The organism is Cognatundibacterium rugosum (genome assembly GCF_014284365.1).
Lineage (GTDB): Bacteria > Pseudomonadota > Gammaproteobacteria > Burkholderiales > Burkholderiaceae_D > Undibacterium > Undibacterium rugosum.
This window is the reverse complement of sequence record NZ_JACOGG010000004.1, coordinates 185,146-205,560: the sequence shown is the minus strand read 5'-3', so window position 1 is coordinate 205,560 and position 20,415 is coordinate 185,146. Positions and strand designations below refer to the sequence as shown.

16 protein-coding genes and 1 tRNA gene are annotated in these 20,415 nt (G+C 52.0%); 6 read left to right on the top strand and 11 right to left on the bottom strand.

All coding sequences use genetic code 11. From position 1 onward, the window contains the following. Position 1 precedes the first annotated feature (1 nt). From ggt to H8K47_RS05565, 7 genes are all read right to left on the bottom strand, one after another. Positions 2-1,765 (bottom strand): gamma-glutamyltransferase, encoded by a 1,764-nt coding sequence (gene ggt, locus H8K47_RS05595; RefSeq protein WP_408057826.1) that lies wholly within the window; start codon positions 1,763-1,765, stop codon positions 2-4. A 191-nt stretch (positions 1,766-1,956) separates the two neighbouring features. Then, a complete protein-coding gene (locus H8K47_RS05590) occupies positions 1,957-2,544 on the bottom strand; it encodes a 50S ribosomal protein L25/general stress protein Ctc (protein WP_186880436.1) in 588 nt (195 codons plus the stop codon). 112 nt (positions 2,545-2,656) lie between these two features. Next, entirely contained in the window at positions 2,657-3,619 is a 963-nt protein-coding gene (locus H8K47_RS05585; protein WP_162020661.1) for a ribose-phosphate pyrophosphokinase, read from the bottom strand. A gap of 126 nt (positions 3,620-3,745) precedes the next feature. Beyond that, positions 3,746-3,822 (bottom strand) — tRNA-Gln (locus H8K47_RS05580). A 68-nt stretch (positions 3,823-3,890) separates the two neighbouring features. After that, positions 3,891-4,742 carry a 4-(cytidine 5'-diphospho)-2-C-methyl-D-erythritol kinase gene (ispE, locus tag H8K47_RS05575; protein WP_186880435.1) on the bottom strand — a complete coding sequence of 284 codons (852 nt, stop codon included), beginning with the start codon at positions 4,740-4,742 and terminating at the stop codon, positions 3,891-3,893. Next, positions 4,739-5,338 (bottom strand): lipoprotein insertase outer membrane protein LolB, encoded by a 600-nt coding sequence (lolB, locus tag H8K47_RS05570; RefSeq protein ID WP_186880434.1) that lies wholly within the window; start codon positions 5,336-5,338, stop codon positions 4,739-4,741. Before lolB ends, ispE begins: the two co-directional genes overlap by 4 nt. A 91-nt stretch (positions 5,339-5,429) precedes the next feature. Then, on the bottom strand, positions 5,430-7,277 hold the full coding sequence (locus H8K47_RS05565) for a tetratricopeptide repeat protein (RefSeq protein ID WP_230405126.1): 1,848 nt from the start codon (positions 7,275-7,277) through the stop codon (positions 5,430-5,432). 274 nt (positions 7,278-7,551) lie between these two features. Here H8K47_RS05565 and mutM point away from each other — a divergent pair, with 274 nt between their 5' ends. The 6 genes from mutM to H8K47_RS05535 all read left to right on the top strand — a co-directional run bounded on the left by mutM (position 7,552) and on the right by H8K47_RS05535 (position 15,185). Beyond that, positions 7,552-8,373 carry a bifunctional DNA-formamidopyrimidine glycosylase/DNA-(apurinic or apyrimidinic site) lyase gene (mutM, locus tag H8K47_RS05560; RefSeq protein ID WP_186880433.1) on the top strand — a complete coding sequence of 274 codons (822 nt, stop codon included), beginning with the start codon at positions 7,552-7,554 and terminating at the stop codon, positions 8,371-8,373. 121 nt (positions 8,374-8,494) lie between these two features. After that, the gene (locus H8K47_RS05555; protein WP_186880432.1) at positions 8,495-10,432 is read left to right on the top strand and encodes a dynamin family protein; all 1,938 of its coding nucleotides are present in this window, start codon (positions 8,495-8,497) and stop codon (positions 10,430-10,432) included. A gap of 8 nt (positions 10,433-10,440) precedes the next feature. Continuing rightward, positions 10,441-11,610 (top strand): A/G-specific adenine glycosylase, encoded by a 1,170-nt coding sequence (gene mutY / locus H8K47_RS05550; protein ID WP_186880431.1) that lies wholly within the window; start codon positions 10,441-10,443, stop codon positions 11,608-11,610. A 151-nt stretch (positions 11,611-11,761) separates the two neighbouring features. Next, a complete protein-coding gene (locus tag H8K47_RS05545) occupies positions 11,762-13,195 on the top strand; it encodes an alpha/beta hydrolase (RefSeq protein WP_186880430.1) in 1,434 nt (477 codons plus the stop codon). Beyond that, on the top strand, positions 13,192-14,025 hold the full coding sequence (locus H8K47_RS05540; RefSeq protein ID WP_186880429.1) for an ABC transporter ATP-binding protein: 834 nt from the start codon (positions 13,192-13,194) through the stop codon (positions 14,023-14,025). Before H8K47_RS05545 ends, H8K47_RS05540 begins: the two co-directional genes overlap by 4 nt. Next, entirely contained in the window at positions 14,022-15,185 is a 1,164-nt protein-coding gene (locus tag H8K47_RS05535) for an ABC transporter permease (RefSeq protein ID WP_186880428.1), read from the top strand. The genes H8K47_RS05540 and H8K47_RS05535 overlap by 4 nt, the downstream gene beginning before the upstream one ends. An 81-nt stretch (positions 15,186-15,266) precedes the next feature. Here the strand turns inward: H8K47_RS05535 and rapZ are convergent, their stop codons facing one another. From rapZ to H8K47_RS05515, 4 genes are all read right to left on the bottom strand, one after another. Continuing rightward, complete coding sequence (gene rapZ, locus H8K47_RS05530; RefSeq protein WP_186880427.1) at positions 15,267-16,130, bottom strand: RNase adapter RapZ; 864 nt, start codon at positions 16,128-16,130, stop codon at positions 15,267-15,269. Between the two features lie 2 nt (positions 16,131-16,132). Continuing rightward, positions 16,133-17,074 (bottom strand): HPr(Ser) kinase/phosphatase, encoded by a 942-nt coding sequence (gene hprK, locus H8K47_RS05525; RefSeq protein WP_186880426.1) that lies wholly within the window; start codon positions 17,072-17,074, stop codon positions 16,133-16,135. Between the two features lie 37 nt (positions 17,075-17,111). Then, positions 17,112-17,585, bottom strand: a complete 474-nt coding sequence (locus H8K47_RS05520; protein ID WP_186880425.1) for a PTS sugar transporter subunit IIA — start codon at positions 17,583-17,585, stop codon at positions 17,112-17,114. Between the two features lie 190 nt (positions 17,586-17,775). Continuing rightward, entirely contained in the window at positions 17,776-20,376 is a 2,601-nt protein-coding gene (locus tag H8K47_RS05515; RefSeq protein WP_186880424.1) for a bifunctional diguanylate cyclase/phosphodiesterase, read from the bottom strand. Between the last annotated feature and the right edge of the window lie 39 nt (positions 20,377-20,415).

Genomic DNA, 20,415 nt, shown 5'->3' with positions numbered 1-20,415 from the left:
TTTAATAAGCGATGGCTGCACCATCAGGATTGCGTGGATCCGAATACCCACTAATCCCATCGGCTTTGATCAGGATAGTCTGGGTTTTGCCCATGGTGGCGCCGGCCTTTAATTGCTGGCCTTTTTGTTCCAGCAGGCGCAAGGTATCGAAGCTGAACCCTTTTTCGAAGCGTAGCTGATCCGGCATCCATTGCTGGTGGATGCGAGGGGCGACGGCAGCTTCCGCCGGATTCATGTCAAAGTCGATCACATTCAGGATAGTCTGCAAAGTGGTGGTGATAATCCGGCTGCCGCCCGGGCTGCCCGTTACCAGGTAGGGTTTGCCGTCTTTGAGTACGATGGTCGGCGTCATGGAACTCAGCGGACGTTTCCAGGCCTGCACGGCGTTGGCCTCACCGCCGACTAAACCAAAGGCATTTGGTACCCCGGCTTTAATCGAAAAATCGTCCATCTCATTGTTCAGCAGGATGCCGGTACCGGCAGCCACGATGCAACTGCCAAAATTCAGATTCAGCGTGTAAGTGGTCGCTACCACATTGCCGTATTGGTCTGCCACACTGTAGTGCGTAGTCTGATCGCTTTCATAAGCCTGCGGCTGACCTGGCTTAATCTCGGCCGAAGGCGTTGCTTTTTCCAGATTGATTTTCTGCGCTAACGTGTCTGCGTAGCGGCGTGAGGTCAGGCCAGTGACCGGCACTTTGATGTGATCCGGATCACCCAGGAATTCTGAGCGGTCCGCATAGGCAAGCTTCATGACTTCGCTGAGCTGATGCAGCGTCTGTGCGCTGTTATGGCCTTGCTCGCGCAAGGGAAAACGCTCCAGCATATTGAGCATCTGGATAATATGTACGCCGCCCGAGCTTGGCGGCGGCATGGAGACGATGTCAAAGCCACGATACTGGCCACGCACTGGCTGGCGCTGTACGGCGCGGTAGGCTTTCAGATCGGCTTCAGATAACAGGCCCTGATGTTGACGCATTTCGGCTACGATTTTCTTGGCGATCTCGCCTTCATAAAATGCTTTCGCGCCTTGTGCTGCAATCTGGCGCAATGAATTGGCCAGATCTTTTTGTATCAGGCGCTCGCCGGCGCGCAGCGGATGACCATCCTGAAAGAAAATCGCTTTAGCGGCAGGGAAGGCGGCCAGTTGTTCTTTGCTCGCTTCCAGCATGGCAGCCAGATGCGGGCTGACCACAAAGCCTTGTTCGGCATAGCGGATCGCTGGTGCCAGCAAGTCTTTGAGCGGCAGACTGCCGTAGTCACGCAGCGCCATCTCGAAACCTGCTACGGTGCCCGGCACGCCAACGGCCTGATGGCTGTACAGGGATTTGCCACGAATTACATTGCCATTGGTATCCAGATACATATCGCGGCTGGCCAGTTGCGGAGCCAGTTCGCGGAAATCAATCGCTACATCTTTGCCGCTTTTTGCGTGATGTATCATCATGAAACCGCCACCACCGATATTGCCGGCATTCGGTAATACCACCGCCAGCGCAAAGCCGGTTGCGATCGCTGCATCAACCGCATTGCCACCGCGTTTGAGGATATCGATGCCCGCCTGTGAGGCCAGCTGATGTTCACTGGCGACCAGGCCTTTTTTGCCTTCCACCGGACTGATGATGGGATAGCTGGTGTCATATTTGATGTTGGCCGCAATTTGCGCCTGAGCCACAGGTGCATTACTCAGTGCAGTCAGGGCCAGCAGCAGCGTTGCGCAGAATGCAGGCAATAAGGCGGGCAATAAGGGAGAACGGTTCAGCAATGGTCTACTCCGTGCAGGTCAGATGTGAGGACTTAGGCAAAACCATCACGCCACAAGGAGGGCGTCAGCCATGGGCTGGCAGGATTTTGCGTAAAACGAAATGCATAGTGTAAGCGAAAAACTGCAGGCGTAAAAAAACCAGCCCGCGGGCTGGTTTTTTCAGATCATTCTAACGAAATCAATTCGCAGAATTATTTTGCTTCAGCATCAGCAGAAACAGCACCTGCTGGTACGGTAGCGATCGCTACAGTTGCGTCTTCACCGTGTACAACTGCTGTTACGCCAGCTGGCAGAACCAGTTGAGAAACGTGTACGGATTGACCAGCTTCCAGTTTGGACAGGTCAACTTCGACGAATTCTGGCAGATCAGCTGGCAGGCAGGAAACGTCCAGCTCAACAGCGATGTGGCTGATTACTGCTGCAGACAGTTTTACTGCTGGAGATACGTCAGCGTTAACGAAGTGCAGAGGCACTTTAACGTGGATCTTTTGGTTAGGATCAACGCGTTGGAAGTCTGCGTGCAATACCAGTTGTTTGTATGCGTGGACTTGGAAGTCGCGCAACAGAACTTTTTCTACTTTACCGTCAACTTCCAGATCCAGAATGGAAGAGTGGAATACTTCTTTTTTCAATGCGTGGTACAGCGCATTGTGGTCCAGGCTGATTGCTACTGGGGCTTCTGTGCCGCCGTAGATGATGCCAGGTGTTTGGCCAGCATTGCGCAGGCGGCGGCTCGCTCCGGTCCCCTGTTCTTTGCGTGCAAATGCGATAACTTTCATGGTGTTACTCCAAAAAATGCAAGAGCTAACTTGCGGTTTTGTATCCCCGCGACCAGGGATACAGTAAAAAGCGCCACCATGTACATGGCAGCGCCGGAAACGGATACGTCGATTAGTCTGTGAACAGGGAGATGACCGATTCGCCTTTAGTAATTCGGCGGAAGGTTTCTGCCAGAAGGCTGTCACAGGACAGTTGACGGATTTTACTGCAGGCGCGTGCTGCGTCAGACAGTGGAATGGTGTCAGTCACAACCAGCTCATCGAGCGGGGACTGGGAAATACGCTGAATTGCCGGGCCGGACAAGACTGGGTGAGTACAGTAAGCCAGCACTTTTTTCGCGCCGCGTTCTTTCAGAACTTCTGCGGCCTTGGTCAGTGTGCCTGCGGTATCCACCATGTCATCCATGATCACGCAGTTACGGCCTTCAACTTCACCAATGATGTTCATGACTTCGGATACATTGGCTTTAGGACGGCGCTTGTCGATAATCGCCAGATCGCAGCCCAGGCGTTTTGCCAGCGCACGTGCACGAACCACACCACCGACGTCAGGCGATACCACTAACAGGTCATCATAGTTTTTAGAAACCAGATCACCCAGCAAAATCGGGGATGCGTAAATATTATCAACCGGGATATCGAAGAAGCCCTGAATCTGATCTGCATGCAGATCCATAATCAGAACGCGGTCGACACCCGCTTCTTCCAGCATGTTGGCAACCACTTTGGCAGAAATAGCCACGCGTGCGGAACGTGGACGGCGATCCTGGCGTGCATAACCAAAATACGGGATTGCTGCCGTGATACGGCCAGCAGATGCACGTTTGAGTGCATCGACCATCAACATGATTTCCATCAGGTTGTCATTGGTTGGCGCGCAAGTGGATTGCAGAACGAAAACATCTTTACCACGCACGTTTTCATTGATTTCGACAGCAACTTCGCCATCAGAGAATTTGGAGACATCTGCTTTACCAAGCGGAATACCCAGTTGTTTTGCAACGCCGGCAGCCAATGCAGGATTGGCGTTACCAGTGAAGACCATCATGTTGTCGTGTGCGCGCGCGTTTGCCATGGCGGGACCTATCGGCTGAATTTTTTGAGGGCCAGACTATTTGTCTAATTGGTGAAGCTTTAGAAAATAATCAGAGGTATAAACTGAAAAAGCCGCCGCACATTGTATGCGGCGGCTTTAATTTAATGGCAGGGGAAGAAGGATTCGAACCTTCGCATGCCGGAATCAAAATCCGGTGCCTTAACCAGCTTGGCGATTCCCCTACACAACCGTTTATCTGTTGTCAGAATCTTCCGCTATTCTAGCGTAAAACTCGCAACAGACCAAATTTTTATCTCTGCAGCAAATCAACTAAAGGATGTTGATTCAGCGATTTTGCCTTCCATGATTTCCAGCGACCGGGCATTTGCGTTATCACTTTGTCTGCTGCTGATTCGTCAGCAAAAGCACAAAAAACACAAGCTCCTGATCCTGTCATCTTCGCATTTCCGAATTGCGAGAGCCACTGTATGGCTTCATCGACTTGCGGAAACATTGCGCAGGCAACTGTTTGCAGATCATTTCTCCAGTAATTTTCTGCATTGCTGGAAAAGTCCGCTATTCTGACGGGCTTACTGTCTCTTGTCAACTCCCTGGACGAAAAAATTGCTGGAGTCGGTACGTGTACGCCTGGTTCTATCACGACAAACCAGCGTTCCGGTGTACTAATCGCCTGCAATTCCTCACCTACGCCTTCGGCAAATGCATTTTCGCCGAAGATAAAAAACGGCACATCTGCACCCAGCTGCAAACCCAGTAGCATCAGCTCAGCGCGGCTCAGTCCGGTTTGCCATAAGTGATTCAGCGCCATCAGCGTAGTCGCCGCATCCGAGGAGCCACCACCGACACCACCGCCCATAGGCAGGGTTTTATGCAAAGTCAGGTCTGCACCCAGCGTGGTGCCGGTTTTTTGTTGCAGAAGGCGGGCAGCACGTACGATCAGATCGCTGTCTGCCGGCACCCCCGGCACATCATTGGTACGCAGGACTTGTCCATCCTGACGCACATCGAAATCTAGCAGGTCGCAGTGATCGATCAATTGGAATGCGGTTTGCAGCAGGTGATAGCCATCATCGCGGCGACCTGTCACATGCAGGAATAAATTCAGTTTGGCTGGTGCCGGACATTGATGTAAAAACTTCATGGTGAGGACGGGGCTTCTAAAATAATCTGCAGGCTGACCTGGCCAGCCTCAGTGGTGTAACGGGATAATTCCATGCGCCTGGGGACGCCCGGCTGATGCCAGCTGGCGTAACGGATTTTCCAGCCATCGGTTTCTATCACCTGATCATGCGCGCTTAAGGCGCTTAGCTGACCATTAGCCGCGCGTATTTGCCCTTGTAGCCAGTAACGCAAACCGGATACCGGCAGCGGGAAGTGCAGGCTATCCTGCAGTAACTGCTCCAGATTATCGGCTTGTAGCGGCAGTTTATCCTGCTGCTCTAGCACGGCAGATTGTGCTGTCTGGGTAATTCTGGCGATGGTTTGACCCAAGGGATTGTAGAGATCGATGACCAGATTTTGTGCGTTCTGTTTCCAGTCAAAGTTGCCGGGTAATTGCTGTGCTTTGCCATTCTGTTCATAGCGTATAAACAATTTGCCGCTCAGGCTGATTTGCTGCTGATAACTACTGGCTGGCTGAGTCGCGAGTGTGCCGCTGGCAGATGGTGAGACCGGCACGAGGGAGCAGGCGCTGATGAGTAGCAGCGTGCTCAACAGCAGAGGTTTGATTAAATACATAGGGGGGGGAAACCTGGATGTCAGAGAGCAGGGTGAGCCCGGCACAGGCTCGCTTGTAACGGCAGTGCCTGTGTCCGATCGTCATTCAGCTTCAGGGCTTAAACTGAAAGCGCTGCAGCGTGCCTTTCAGTGTGCTGTTGTCAGCATCCTTACGGTGCGCTTCACGCCAGATTTTTTTCGCGGCATCCTGATCGCCTTTACTCCACAGCAGCTCACCTAAATGCGCGGCAATATCGGCATCATTGCGAATTTCATATGCACGACGCAGGTTTTTTTCTGCCTCGCTGATTTTACCGAGGCGGAAGTATACCCAGCCCAGACTGTCCAGGATATACGGATCGTCCGGGGCCAATTGATTCGCCTTCTGCACCAGATTCAGTGCTTCATCGAGCTTGATATTCCGGTCAGCGAATGAGTAACCCAGCGCATTGTAGGCATGCTGATTCTCCGGGGCCAGCGCGATCACTTTACGCAGACTGGTTTCCATTTCTTCCAGACTTTGCTGGGATTCCAGCAGCATCGCATAGTCGTATAGCAGATCAGCATTGTCCGGGAATTTTTTACTGCCTTCTCTGAGCAACTGACCCGCTTCCAGCACAGAACCGCGGTCACGCAGTAACTGCGCTTCGGTTTGTATCAATTGCACCTGTTCTGCATCATTTGCAGCAGACGTGGTTTTGAGTAATTGCATTGCAGCGTCCGCGTTGCCAGTGCGTGCCAACAGGTGGGCGCGCCGTATCTGCACATTGAACCACACCGGATTTTTGCCTTCGTAGGATTCAATTTGCGATAACCAGTCCAGCGCTTGTTGGTAATCCTTTTTTTCGATGGCGATACGAGACAGATTCAGCAGCGCAGGGCTCAGGTCTCGATCTTCCGGCTTATCTTCAGCCAGCTTCAGATACTGCTTCAGATAACTTTCAGCCTGCCCGGGCTGGTTACGCTCCATAGACAGCACCCCCAGTGTGTAGAGGGTATTTGTGTCATCCGGTTTATCACGCAGCAGGTGTTCGAATTCACCATAGGCTTTGTCATAGTCTTTCAGGTCGATCAGCAGACTGGCCAATGCCAGCCTGGCATCACGGGCCTGAGGATTTTTTTTCAAAAAGCTATTCAGAAACTTAACCGCATCGGCTTGTGTGGATGCCTGTGCTATGGTCAGTGCGGCGATCTGCGAGTCGGTTTTTTTGCTCAGCACCTGTTGTGCCTCGGTCAGCGCACGTGCTTTGTTACCGGCTACCATTGCACCTTGCGCCAGAGCCAGATGCGCTTCCGGGAAATTCTGATACGGGTTCAGCAACTCTTCCAACATACTCATGGCAGCCTGTTTATCACGTGCACGCGATAAGAGACGCTGCGCCTGCAGCATGATGACCTGATATTGCTCAGGGCTGGCTGCTTTGAGCCTGTCGGTATAGACCTGGCGGATTTCGTTCAGGTTATTATTCATCAGCATGAAGCCCAGGTAATACTGCATGGCTTCATTCGATTCCGGCGCCAGTTCGCGCCACAGGCGGATGGCTGACAATGCCTCGCTTGGTTGCTTGGCACTCAGTGCGATTTCAGCCGAACGGCTGGCAAAGCGCGGATCACGCGTCTCCTGAGCGGTCGACATCAGCGTGACATAAGCGGCTTGCCAGCTGCCGCGCTGGTAGGCGATTTCCGCCATCATCACTTTGTACAGTAATTCGGGACTCAGGCTGAGCTCAGGCAGCTTATCCTGTTGCGGCAACTGCGCTACCGGTGCAGTACCCACTTCTTTTTCGGCGGACAGTGCAGCATGGGCGGCATCGCGCGCATGATGCGCATCTTCAGGCTGAAGGCTGGCCTGTGTTCCCAATCCGGCACAGGCGGTCAGCACCGCGGTACATGCCAGGTAAGCAGCCGGCCTGAGAGCGGCTACAATAGCGGTCGAAACAAAATTGTTCAGAGTTTTCAAGTCGGATCCGAATAGAGAAGAGGATGAGCGATTTTACGCTGAAGTGCTCTCAGCGTGGGTTTCTTAGAATTTTATACAAAACATAAGCAGTTTCACGGTGCACCTGACTGTATCTTTATCCGCAAATTGTTGCTCTGTGTCAAATTGTAAATGCGTTTGTCTGGCTTGATCGCTTCCACCATGATGACGGTAAACATGCATACCTGTCATAAACGGAAGCGGCACGATGGCGCATCCTGCTTTTTAGATTTATCTGCTCAGAAAAGTTCCCGTTATGCCTGAATTGCCAGAAGTCGAAGTAACCCGTCAAGGACTTGATCCACATCTGCATGGACAACATGTCACCGGCGTCGTGATGCGTAGGGCGGGTTTGCGCTGGCCGTTCCCCGAGCAATTGCCCGGCCTGCTTACAGGACGCAAGATACTGAGCACAGGACGACGTGGAAAATACTTACTCTTGCATTTTGAGCATGGCAGTCTGTTGATACATTTGGGTATGTCTGGCCATTTGCGCATCTTGCCCGCAGAGCAGCCTGCTGCCAAACATGATCATCTTGATATTGTGGTCGGTACCCAGGCTTTACGTATGACAGATCCGCGCCGCTTTGGTGCTGTGCTATGGCATGACAATAGTGAAGGAGCGCTGGAACAGCATGTGCTGTTGCGCGGTCTGGGCGTAGAGCCTTTGCAGGCTGATTTCAACGGGCAGTTTTTATATCAGCAAACCCGAAGCCGCAGCGCAGCGATTAAACAGGTGCTGCTGGCTGGTGATGTCGTGGTCGGGGTAGGCAATATTTATGCGTCTGAGAGCCTGTTTAAGGCACGCATACGGCCGCAAACCGCAGCACAGCGCATCAGTCAGCAGCGTTATCAGTTGCTGGCCCATGCTATTAAGGAAACCTTGGAAAGAGCGATTACTCAGGGCGGCAGCAGCTTGAAAGACTTTGTTGGTGTAGACGGTCAAAGCGGATATTTTCAACAGTCTTATTTTGTTTATGACCGCGCGGGCCAGCCATGCCGTTTGTGTGAGCGGCCAGTGCAGCAAATCCGGCAGGGACAGCGCAGCACCTTTTATTGTGCGCATTGTCAGAAATGAGTCAAAAAACAGGCAAAATGCCCGTCCTTTCGGGCAATGCTTGTTGGTAACACCGTGTTTTGCGTTTTTTTGCGGCGCTTACATATATACTTGAACGAATAAAAAATTTACTGAGGGGAACATGAGCAATCTGGTTCAAAAATTCCAAGAATATAGCGAATGGCGCAAGGGTGTCGCCCGGGCGCTGGAACAGTATCGCGGCTGGATTAGTGGATCAGACATGGCTGATGCGGCAACTGATCAGCGTCTGGCCCGTTTGCAGGAGCGCCTTGTTGACGATAAGTTATCTATTGCTTTTGTTGCTGAATTTTCCCGTGGCAAGTCTGAGTTAATTAACGCTATTTTCTTTGCTGATTATGGTCAGCGCATCCTGCCTTCATCCGCCGGACGCACCACCATGTGTCCAACAGAATTGCTGTATGACGATACGATACCGCCTTGCATACGCCTGCTGCCGATTGAAACCCGTGCTGAAGCGCAGTCGACCAGCGAATACAAGGGACAGAATCATGTCTGGAAAGTGCTGCCACTGAATATCAGTTCGGGCGATGGCATGCTGGAAGCCTTTAAGCAAGTCAGTCTGACCAAGAAAGTCAGCGTTGAGATGGCCAAGCAATACGGTCTGTTCGATGAAGATGATCCCGACGCGGCGCTGGAAGTCGATGAAAACGGTCTGGTCGAAATTTCTCAATGGCGCCATGCCATCGTCAATTTCCCGCATCCGTTGCTCAAAGAAGGTCTGATCATCGTCGATACACCGGGCCTGAATGCGATCGGTACTGAGCCGGAACTGACGCTGAACCTGATCCCGAATGCACATGCGGTCCTGTTCATTCTGGCCGCCGATACCGGTGTAACCAAGAGCGATATCGATGTCTGGCGTAATCATATAGGCTCAGGTATGGGCCGTATGGTGGTGCTCAATAAGATCGACAGCATGTGGGATGAATTACGCACGAATGAAGAAACCGAACAGCAGATCGCGCGTCAGGTCACTACCGTCGCACAGACGCTGGCATTAGAAGAGAAACAGATTTTCCCAGTCTCTGCACAAAAAGGCCTGGTTGCGAAAATCAATAAGGATGCACCTTTGCTGGCACGCAGCCGTCTGCCTACTCTGGAATATGCCTTATCGAAAGAGCTGATACCTGGCAAACAGGACATCATCCGTTCGCAACTGATTGCAGAAATTAGCGAAATCACGCATGCGCAACAGGCCGTGATCACGTCACGCAGCCGCAGTGTGGTGGAACAGATGCTGGAGCTGAAGAGCTTACGCGGTAAGAACATGAATGTGATCGAGCACATGATGAAGCGCGTTGATGCCGAGAAAAAAGAATTCGATGCGAGCCTGATCCGTATGCAGGGGACCCGTGCCGTCTTTACCAAGCTATCGACAGAGGTATTTACTAGCCTGGGTATGGATATCCTGCGTGAAGAAATTCGCAAAACCCGGGAAGCGATGGAAGCCAGTCATTTGTCCGTGGGTTTGCGTGATTCGATACGCCAGTTTTTTGCACAGGTTAAACTGAACCTCATCATCTCGAACAAAAAGACCGATGAAATTTCTGAGATGATGGCGGTGATGTATCGTAAATTCTCGACAGAGCATGGCCTGGCTTTGTCTGCTCCTATGCCGTTTTCTCTCGATAAGTACATCAAAGAGTTAGAGGCCATTGAAGCGGTCTATCAGAAGCAATTCAGTGTCACCATGATGATGACCAATACCCGCGTTAAGCTGATTCATAAGTTCTTTGATTCAGTTGCAGCACGCGTCAAGCAAAACTTTTTACAGGCAAATAAAGATGTGGAAGCCTGGCAAAAAGTCGTGATGGCACCGTTGGAAGCACAGATTCGCGAACATAAATCTCAGTTGAAAAACCGCATGCAATCGATACAGCGTATCCATGTCGCGACCGATAGTCTGGAAGATAAAATCACTTCATTTGAAACGATGCAGGCTGAGGTCGACGCACAGAAAAAAGCGCTGACTGATCTGGAAACCGAACTCAAAGAAGCGTTGGCCGCCAATTTATCCAAATTAAAAGTAGCCGCCTGAATTTATCCATGACTTATGTGACACCGGCGGCTGTGGCCGCCAGTTTTTTTTCTGCAGATGCACCTGATGCCGGCTTCTCTTCAGCTGTGATTGAATGGCAAAAGCTGCATGGCCGCCATGGTTTGCCCTGGCAGCAAAGCCGTGCGGCTTATCGCGTCTGGCTGTCAGAAATCATGCTGCAGCAAACTCAGGTCAGCGCAGTCATTCCGTATTATCAGAAATTTTTAAGCAGCTTCCCCGATGTGCATGCATTGGCACAGGCACCATCGGAACAGGTGATGGCACACTGGGCCGGTCTCGGTTATTACACCCGTGCGCGCAATTTACATCAGTGCGCCAAACGTGTTGTGGCTGAGTATGGCGGGGAATTCCCGGCTGATCCTGCCTTGCTGCGGGAGTTGCCCGGGATAGGGCGATCCACGGCGGCGGCGATCACGGCTTTTTCTTATGGTACTAAGGCGGCTATTTTGGATGGCAATGTCAAGCGGGTGTTGGCGCGGGCGTTTGGCATTCACGGCTATCCAGGCAGTAAGCCGGTTGAGGATAGTATGTGGCGATTGGCCGATGCCTTATTGCCAGATAACGGCATTGAAGCCTACACCCAGGGCCTGATGGATTTGGGCGCGACCGTTTGTACCCGCAGCAGTCCAACCTGTTTGCTGTGTCCTTTGCAGCAACGTTGTGTGGCAAAGGCTGACGGGCTGACGGAGCTGCTACCCTTTAAAAAACCTAAGGCAGCGCCCAAACAAAAGCAGGCGGTGATGCTGGTGTTGATGCATCAGGGCGCGGTGCTAGTCGAACGTCGTGCTGATCTTGGTATCTGGGGGGGGCTATTATCGCTGCCAGAACTGGATGGCATGCAAGCCTGTGAATCAGGTCGCAGCCCCGCCTTGCCACAGCTACCGGCTGATGCCTTTGACGCAGTGATACGGCCATTTGGCCAGGCTGGAACTGGCCGCTTATTACCGGTGATGGAGCACGTCTTTACCCACTTCCGCTTATGGATACATCCCTTACTGATGGAACTGGCGCCCGCTGCCGCAAACGCGCAGTTAGCCGTAGCTGAAGATAAATACCAATGGCTGCCATTGAATCAGGTGCAGGACGCAGCCTTACCGGCACCAGTCAAAAATTTATTGCTGAGCCTGGCCAGGGATGTACAGTGCACTGCACGTTGAATGCTGTGCAATCTCGCATAGCGCTGCTTAGTTCAGCATCGTGTTGCAGTATTTAGTCACTGTAAATCCCTGTTTCGTCACACGCTGCCACTTTTTTAAGTGTTAGCGATACACTAAGCGTCCCCAAAGTAAAATTACTCAGGAGACTGCCTTGCCCCGTCATGTTTTTTCTCAACTACTGAGCCTGACCGCCATACTGGCCGCAGGCGGAGCGCAAGCCGCGACCAGTGCTTGTCGCGTGCCCGATTTTCCTCAGGAAGTGCAATGTGGTGTGGTGTCACGCCCGCTCAATCCGGATCAACCCGCCGGGAAAAAAATCGACATTCATTATGTGGTGTTGCCATCCCAGGATAAAAACAAATTACAGGACGCAGTGTTCTTGCTGGCAGGCGGGCCAGGTCAGAGCGCGATACAGGTAGCAGGTTTTGGTCAGGGTGTATTGGGGCGCCTGAATAAGCGGCGCGATCTGGTGTTCGTGGATCAGCGTGGCACTGGCCGCAGTGCTTCGCTCAGTTGTCCCGAGCTGGAAGCGCGCGACGAGGTGTTGGATGAGGCGCAGACAGAACACCGTACGGAAGCTTGTCTGAAACGCCTGCAAAGTTTGCCGCATGGCGAACTCGGGATGTATACCACCAGCATCGCAGTGCAGGATCTGGACGCGGTCAGGCTGGCGCAGGGCTATGACAAAATCAATCTGGTTGGGGCGTCTTATGGTACCCGTGTCGGTCTCGAATTCCTGCGCCAATTCCCCGGTTCAGTCAGACGGCTGGTGTTGGATGGGGTTGTGCCGCCTGATATGGGCATACAAAGTGTCGACGCACAGACTGCCTTGGATGGACTGTTTGCTGATTGTGCAAAGCAGGAACGCTGCAATCAGGCTTATCCGCAACTGGCACAACGCTGGCAGCATTTATTGAGCAGTCTGCCTAAGCCAGTGACACTGACACACCCACGCACTGCAGCGACGATGAAACTGGATCTGCGTCGCGATCAGGTGTTAGGTATGGTGCACCGTACACTCTACACACCAGCCTTGATCGCCGGGCTGCCTTATGCCATATCGCAGGCAGATCAAGGCAATTTCCAGCCTTTGGTCGGTCTCAGCGGTTCGACCAATTTACCCGGACCGGCTGCGATCAATTACGGTATGCATTACTCGGTCTGGTGTAGCGAAGCCATGGCCAAGCCTTTGCCAGCTGCACGTAACGAGTTCGAAAAAACGATGAATGGTATGTACGAAAAAGCCTGTAAGAACTGGCCGCGCGGCAAAGTGCCTGAGGCTTTTTATCATATCCCTGTGGCTACCGCACCGGTTATGTTGCTGAGTGGTGGTATTGATCCGGTCACGCCGATACGTAATGGTGCTGCGGTGGCGCAGGCATTGGGTGACTATGCGCGGCATATCACGGTTGATAATGCAGGTCACGGATTGCTTGCTCACTCATGCGTGCGCGATGTGGTGGTTCGCTTTCTCAGCGCAAAAGAAGATAAAGAAGCCTTAGCGACGGACAGCAGCTGTGTACGTCAGATACCCAGGCCGCTGGCATGGATGCCGGTACAGGAAAAGAAGGGAGCTCAGCCATGATTACTGTCGACAATTTGCATAAAGAATTTGTACGTCTGGGCAAAGCAGAAGCATTGACCGTGCAAGGCCTAGCCCGTTCATTGGGTTTGATGAAAAAGCAGCCTGAGCTGGTGAAGGCCGTCAATGGTGTCAGTTTCAGCGCGGCGGATGGTGCGATTACCGGCTTACTCGGTGCGAATGGTGCGGGTAAAACCACCACCCTGAGAATGATTGCTGCTTTATTGAAACCGGACTCCGGCTCGATACAGGTCGATGGCATTACAGTGCAGCCAGGTGCGCAATCCACGCAGTCACAAATGGGTGTGTTATCCGATGCGCGCGGCCTGTATCCTCGCCTGACGGCACGGGAAAACATACGCTATTACGGCTTGCTGCATGGTTTGCCGGCAGATGCGGTAGATGCCAGAATCGCCCAGCTCGCGCACTGGCTGGAAATGGAAAAACTATTGGACCGCCGTACTGATGGTTTCAGTCAGGGCGAGAAAATGAAAACCGCACTGGCGCGTTCTTTGGTCCACGATCCTAAAAACATCATTCTGGATGAACCAACTAATGGACTTGATGTCGTCGCCACACGCGCACTGCGTGAATTTCTGCGTTGGTTACGCTCAGCAGAAGGCGGCGCCAAATGCATCATTTTTTCTACTCATATCATGCAGGAGGTCGAACGCCTTTGTGATGATGTGGTGATCGTGGCGCAAGGAAGAAATGTGGCGCGTGGCACGGTACCGCAATTGCTGGATTTAGCGGGTAAGCCGGACTTTGAGGACGCCTTCGTGAAACTCGCATTTTTAAATGATGCCGACGCTGTGAAAGGAGTGCCAGCATGATGGCCACTATAGAAATTCTGAAAAAAGAATTGCGCGATGCTTTGCGTGATCGCCGCACTCTGATGACTGCGCTGATCAGTTCTTTGTTGGGCGTCCCTTTAATGCTGCTGGTGTTTTCCGCCATCTTGTCTCAGGTCGAAACCCAGGAAGAAAAGCGTATCGTGATCGCGGTAGGCATGGAGCATGCGCCGCAACTCGAGAACTTCATTCTGCGTCAGGGTTATCAGATTCAGGCAGCACCAGCCGATTACGAAGCCAAATCCCGCAATAAGGAACTGACCCAGCCGGTATTGCTGATCCCGGCAGACTTTGAAAGCAAATTGCTGAGCGCCGAGCCAGTCCGGCTGGAACTGGCTTACGACACCTCGAATCGTCAGGCTGAATTCGGTTTGCGGCCTTTACGCCGCCTGCTTGATGCCTTTGTGCAGGAGAGCATGGTAATGAATCTGACCATGCGTGGCATTTCTCCCGACTTGTTGCAGACGATTGATATCCGCGAACGTCATTTGCAAAAACCGGAAGAGCGTAAAACCACGCTCACGGAAATGCTGCCCATGATGGTATTGATGGCGATCGTGGTTGGCTGTATGTATGCAGCGATCGACACCACGGCCGGTGAACGTGAGCGTGGTTCATTAGAGCCACTGATGATGAATCCTGTGAGTGGCTGGCAACTGGCTGTTGGTAAATGGGGTGCTGTGGCGCTGGTGGGGATGGGCGTGGTGGTATTGACGATATTCAGCTTCTTTCCTACCCAGTGGCTGATCAAGAATGAGACCTTGCGTGCTGCATTTCAGTTTAATCTGAAAGATGCCTTCGGTTTTCTGTTCATCTTATTGCCGTTGGCGGCCAGTATCGCAGCGCTACAGATTGCGATCGCGCTGGACTGCAAGAGCTATAAGGAAGCACAGGTCAGGAACCAGATCGTTACCATGTTTATTCCGTTTGTGTCGCTCGCACCTATCCTGTTTCCGGGACGTGAGCCAGCCTGGTTCCAATGGGTGCCGGTACTGGCGCAGAACCAGATGATGAATCAGGTACTCAAGGGGGAAGCGCTGAATTTTCCGGCGGCCGGTGCCGCACTGATAGTCTGCAGCGGAATCACGTTGACCGCCTTGCTATATATTGCGCAAAAAATGCGCAAAGTGGTGATGGCCTGAGGTAAGGAAAAGTATATGTGCATAAAAAAACCGGGAAAATTCCCGGTTTTTTTTTATGTCACGATATCAGGATTGCTGTACTTAGTGCAGGCGGCGGTGGCGTATCAACACTTGTTCCGTCGTGAGGAATTGTTGAGTCAGTTTTTCCACCATATAGACAGAGCGGTGCTGGCCCCCGGTACATCCTATCGCTACCGTCAGATAACTGCGGTTATCGGCCTTAAACGCGGGTATCCATTTGCGCAGAAATGCCAGGATATCCTGATACATCTCCTGTGCCATGGGCTGATTGTCCAGAAACTCTATCACTGGCTCATCGCGTCCTGTCAGTGGTCGCAGTGCCAGATCATAGTGAGGGTTCGGTATCATACGCACATCAAACACCAGATCGGCATCCAGCGGCACCCCACGTTTGAATGCGAAAGACTCAAACATCAGCGTCAGCGGTACGTGCTCAATCCGGATAAATTCTTTGACCCATTTACGTAACTGATTGGCGCTCAGATCGGTCGTATCGATCACATGTGCGCTGGCCTGGATAGAGGCCAGAATTTCTCTTTCCTCTTCTATGCATTCGGTTAAGGTCAGATGAATAGAGGCGTGGGCATCAATACCCATGCGATGCGATAAAGGATGACTGCGGCGAGTTTCTGAGAAGCGTGCAACCAGTGATTCGGTACTGGCAGTCAGAAATAAAATTCTGACGGTATGACCAGCCTGGCGTAGTTTTTCTACTGTGGCCGGGACTGTGGTCAGTAAATGCGCACTGCGCGAATCCATCGCAATGGCAGTTTTCATTTGCGCTTCATGTTCCAGTGTTGCGATTAGCTCGGGCAGTAATGAAGGCGGCAGATTGTCGACACAGAAATAACCGGCGTCTTCCAGTACATTCAGCGTCACCGATTTTCCTGAGCCGGAAATGCCTGAAATCAGTATCACATCCATGTTCAGTCTCCCGCTTCCATAGCACGACGCTGGCGTTCCATAAAGTCTTCCAGTGTATTGATACCGCGTAGTTGCAGAATAGTGTTACGTACCGCAGCCTCCAGCAAAACGGCGATATTGCGGCCAGCCGCGACCGGGATCACGACTTTACGTATCGGCAGACCCAGCACTTCTTCTGTTTGAGAATCGATAGGCAGGCGCTCATAATTTTCTTCCAGCGTACTGCGCCTGACCAGATGTACGATCAGCTTCAAACGCATTTTGCGTCTGACGGCTGTTTCGCCAAATATCGTTTTAATATCGAGTAAGCCCAGACCGCGTACTTCCAGCAAATTCTGCAGCAATTCCGGGCAGCGGCCCTCTATCATATTCGGTGCGATACGTGAGAATTCCACAGCATCATCCGCGACCAGGCCATGGCTGCGTGAAATCAGTTCCAGCCCCAGCTCGCTTTTACCCAAACCGGATTCACCGGTAATCAGCACACCTACGCCCAGCACGTCCATAAATACGCCGTGCATGGTGATGCGTTGCGCGAGTTTTTTTGACAAATAAACGCGCAGATAATCGATCACCTGTGCCGATGGATAAGGCGTCGAAAATAAGGGAATATGATTGTCGTCACAGGTAGTCAGAAACGCCGGTGGAGAATCCAGACCTTGCGCTACGATCAGTGCAGGTGGGCCACCGGCCACCAGTTCACGGATCAGATTTGCGCGGGAAGCATTGGACAGACGGTTGTAATAGGCGAGTTCCTGATGCCCGAGTACCTGAATACGGCCAGGATGGATCAGATTTAAGTGGCCGACCTGATCGGCCGAAGATGCGGCGTCGCCAGTGATTTGTTTATCCGCTCCGGCAAAGCCGGCAAACCAGCCCAGCTGCATGATATCGCGGTTGTCATCGTAGATTTTTTGTATCGTTAATTCTGTAAATATTGGCATGGCGGGAAAATCAACAATCTGCGAAGACGATCAGGCGTTAAACAGCTGGAGGTAAATTCGGGCGCCAGGCCAGAATTTTATCGTAGACGACACTGGCATCTGCCTCAGTCTGTAATTCATCACGGAATGCTTCATTGGACAGCATTTCAGCGATTTCAGAGAGTATGGCCAAATGCTGTTGCTGCACATTGTCAGGCATCAGTAAGAAAATCAGCAAGCTGACCGGCTGTCCATCGGGCGATTCAAACGGAATCGGATCTTTCAGGCGTACAAAGGCGGCAATCGGCGCTTTGAGACCTTTGATACGACCATGGGGAACAGCGACGCCATGCCCCAGACCGGTAGAGCCCAGACGCTCCCGCGCGAACAGATTATCCGACACGGTGGAACGGGCGATGCTGCAGTTATTTTCAAATAACAAGCCTGCCTGTTCAAATGCTCTTTTTTTGCTGGAAATCTCCAGATCCAGCAGCACATTGGAAAGGGGCAGAATTTTTGCAATATTTGTCATGGTGCGAAGAAAGTACAGCTGCGATAGGAGCTAGACATACAAATTATAGGCTGGAATTGAATGCTCAGTGTAATTAACTTAAGTCTGGACTCAGGCAAAATTGTTCCGGCAAGTTCAGGCAGATAGTCAATACGAATTGTATGACCAGGAGCTATAACACCGCTGAGGCGGTTTTACGTGCTCCCTGAGCTCAATCATTGTGCCAGTTACGCTGAAACAGTGTTTCAAATTCAGACGCGGGTACCGGAGGGCTGAAGTAATAGCCTTGTAATTCCTGGCAGCCTGACTCCGCCAGGAATTGTACCTGCTCACGGTTTTCCACGCCTTCCGCAGTGACACTCATTTGCAAGGCCTGGCCCATCGCGATAATCGCACGGGCCAGCGCAACCGAATCCGGGTTATGCGGTATATCATGGATGAAAGAGCGATCAATTTTCAGGTTATCAATCGGGAAACGCTGCAAATAGGATAGCGAGGAAAAGCCAGTGCCGAAATCATCCAGTGAAATACTGACACCAAGCTGACGCAGACTCTCAAACATAGGCAGCAACGTATCCAGATCGGTCATCAGCAGCCCCTCTGTGATTTCCAGTTGCAGTGCATGAGCGGGTAAGCCGGTTTGCTGTAAAGTGCGCTGGATGAACTTACATAAACCGGTATCCTGAAACTGTTTGGGAGAGATATTGACACTGATGACCAGGTCTGCATGATGTTGTTCACGCCAGCGCTGAGTTTGCTGGCAAGCCTGTTCCAGTACCCAGCGTCCCAGCGGCAGGATCAGGCCGATTTCTTCGGCAATTGGGATAAATTCGGCCGGAGAAATCAATCCCAGTCCGGGCATCTGCCAGCGCAGCAATGCTTCGGCACCAACGATGCTGGAATGATTCAGGCATAGCTTGGGCTGGTAATACACGCGGAATTCCTGCTCTGCCAATGCGCGGCGCAGATTGGTTTCCAGTGAATAGCGATGCTGAGCCCGGACATTGAGCTCGGTGGTAAAGAACTGGTAATTATTGCGGCCACATTCTTTGGCGTGATACATCGCCGAATCGGCACAACGCATCAGCGTCGCCGCATCCTGACCATCATGCGGAAATACGCTGATGCCGATCGAGGTGCCCAAATGATATTCATTGCCGTCTATGATGAATGGTTCGCGCATCCGCACCAGCACCCGTTCACCCAGCTCGCGCAGATAGAATGCATCCCTGACTTCTTCAGCGATGATCACGAACTCATCACCGCCCAGGCGTGCCAGCATATCGGTTTCACGTATGCAGGAAAGCAGACGTTCAGCGACATTGCGCAGCAGGCTGTCCCCTGCTGCATGGCCGGCCGTGTCATTTACATTTTTGAAGCGATCCAGATCGAGAAAAAGTAAGGCAACATGTTGGCGGTGCTGCTTAGCGTCACTGATGGCTTTATCCAGGCGCTGATTGAGCTGATGCCGGTTAGGCAGGCCAGTCAGCGCATCAAAACTGGCCATCAGATTGAGCTGACGCTGGGTTTCCCTGACTTCTGTGGTATCGGTAAACGAAATGAGTACGGCCGACGCATATGGACTGTTTTTTCCTGAGATCGGTAAGCAATTCACTAGCAGCCAGACCACAGAACCATCTTGTAATTCCATGCCTATCGACAAATCAAGGATAGCGCGTCCGTTGCGGAAGACTTGAGAGGCGGGATCTTCACCCAATTTTAAGGTGTCGCCATTTTCTGTAAAAATACGTTTGAAATAGCGATGGCGGCGTCCTACCGACCTGATATCTGCAATTTTCAGGATGCGCAGGGCGGAAGGATTGGACGTCAGGATCTGACCACCTGGTCCTATCACCATGATCCCTTCAGTCAGGTTGGTCACGACGGAACGGTAACGTTCCTCGCTCTCTTCCAGACTTTGTTCCATGTTCTTTTTATCGATAGCCAGTGCGATCAGATCGCAGGCATCCATAATCATGGCTTGTTCATCGTCATCCGGCATATGCGGATGACGATAGTACACGTCTACCGTACCCAATAGTGAGCTGAACGCAGTGCTGATGGGGGTAGACCAGCTCGCACACAGGCCATTTTCGGCAGCCAGCGGCTTCATGTCTCCCCAGACCGGATTGCGCTGTATGTCATGCACGATAGTGACGCTGTTTTTTAATATCGTCGCTGCGCTGCAACCATTATTTTCCCGCACCTTCAATTTCAGTATTTGCTGAACAAATGCTTCCGGCAGCGAAGGCGCCGCACCCAGATTCAGCACCTGTTGTTCCGCATCGTACAGGCTGATAGCGCATAAGGCACCGTTATCCAACAGGCGTTCCATGCGATCGCACACATCTTCCAGGATGTCAGCCAAAGGCTTATCCAGTGCGATCATTTCCAGGATTTCTTTTTCGTGGTGCAGCGCTTCGTGCACCCGGTTGTTCTGGTGTTTGACTTCGTTGATTAATTGTTCAATCGTTTGTTGTGCAGGCGAGGGACTTTTGTATTGCCGTGCGCTGAGTAATATGGCACTTTGTTCGCCTATCAGCAGGCCCTTGCTATATACCTCCACGTCTGCCATCTGTCCATCCAGTGCCACGCATTGATAATACTGCGGGCCGGGAATACGTTCATTCTTGCCAAGCTCGAAAAGCTGGCGCACCGCCAGATGATATTTACCTGTCAAAAAATTTTCCGGGCGCATGCCCAGTATCTGGCTGCTATCGCTGGCCTTCAGCAACTCCAGGCCTGCCTGATTGACATAGGCAATTTTCTGACCCAGCAAAACAAAGATCGCATCCGGTTGCATGTCCAGCATGGCGCTGTGCCATTCTGGGTTGACAGTGAGCACAACGGG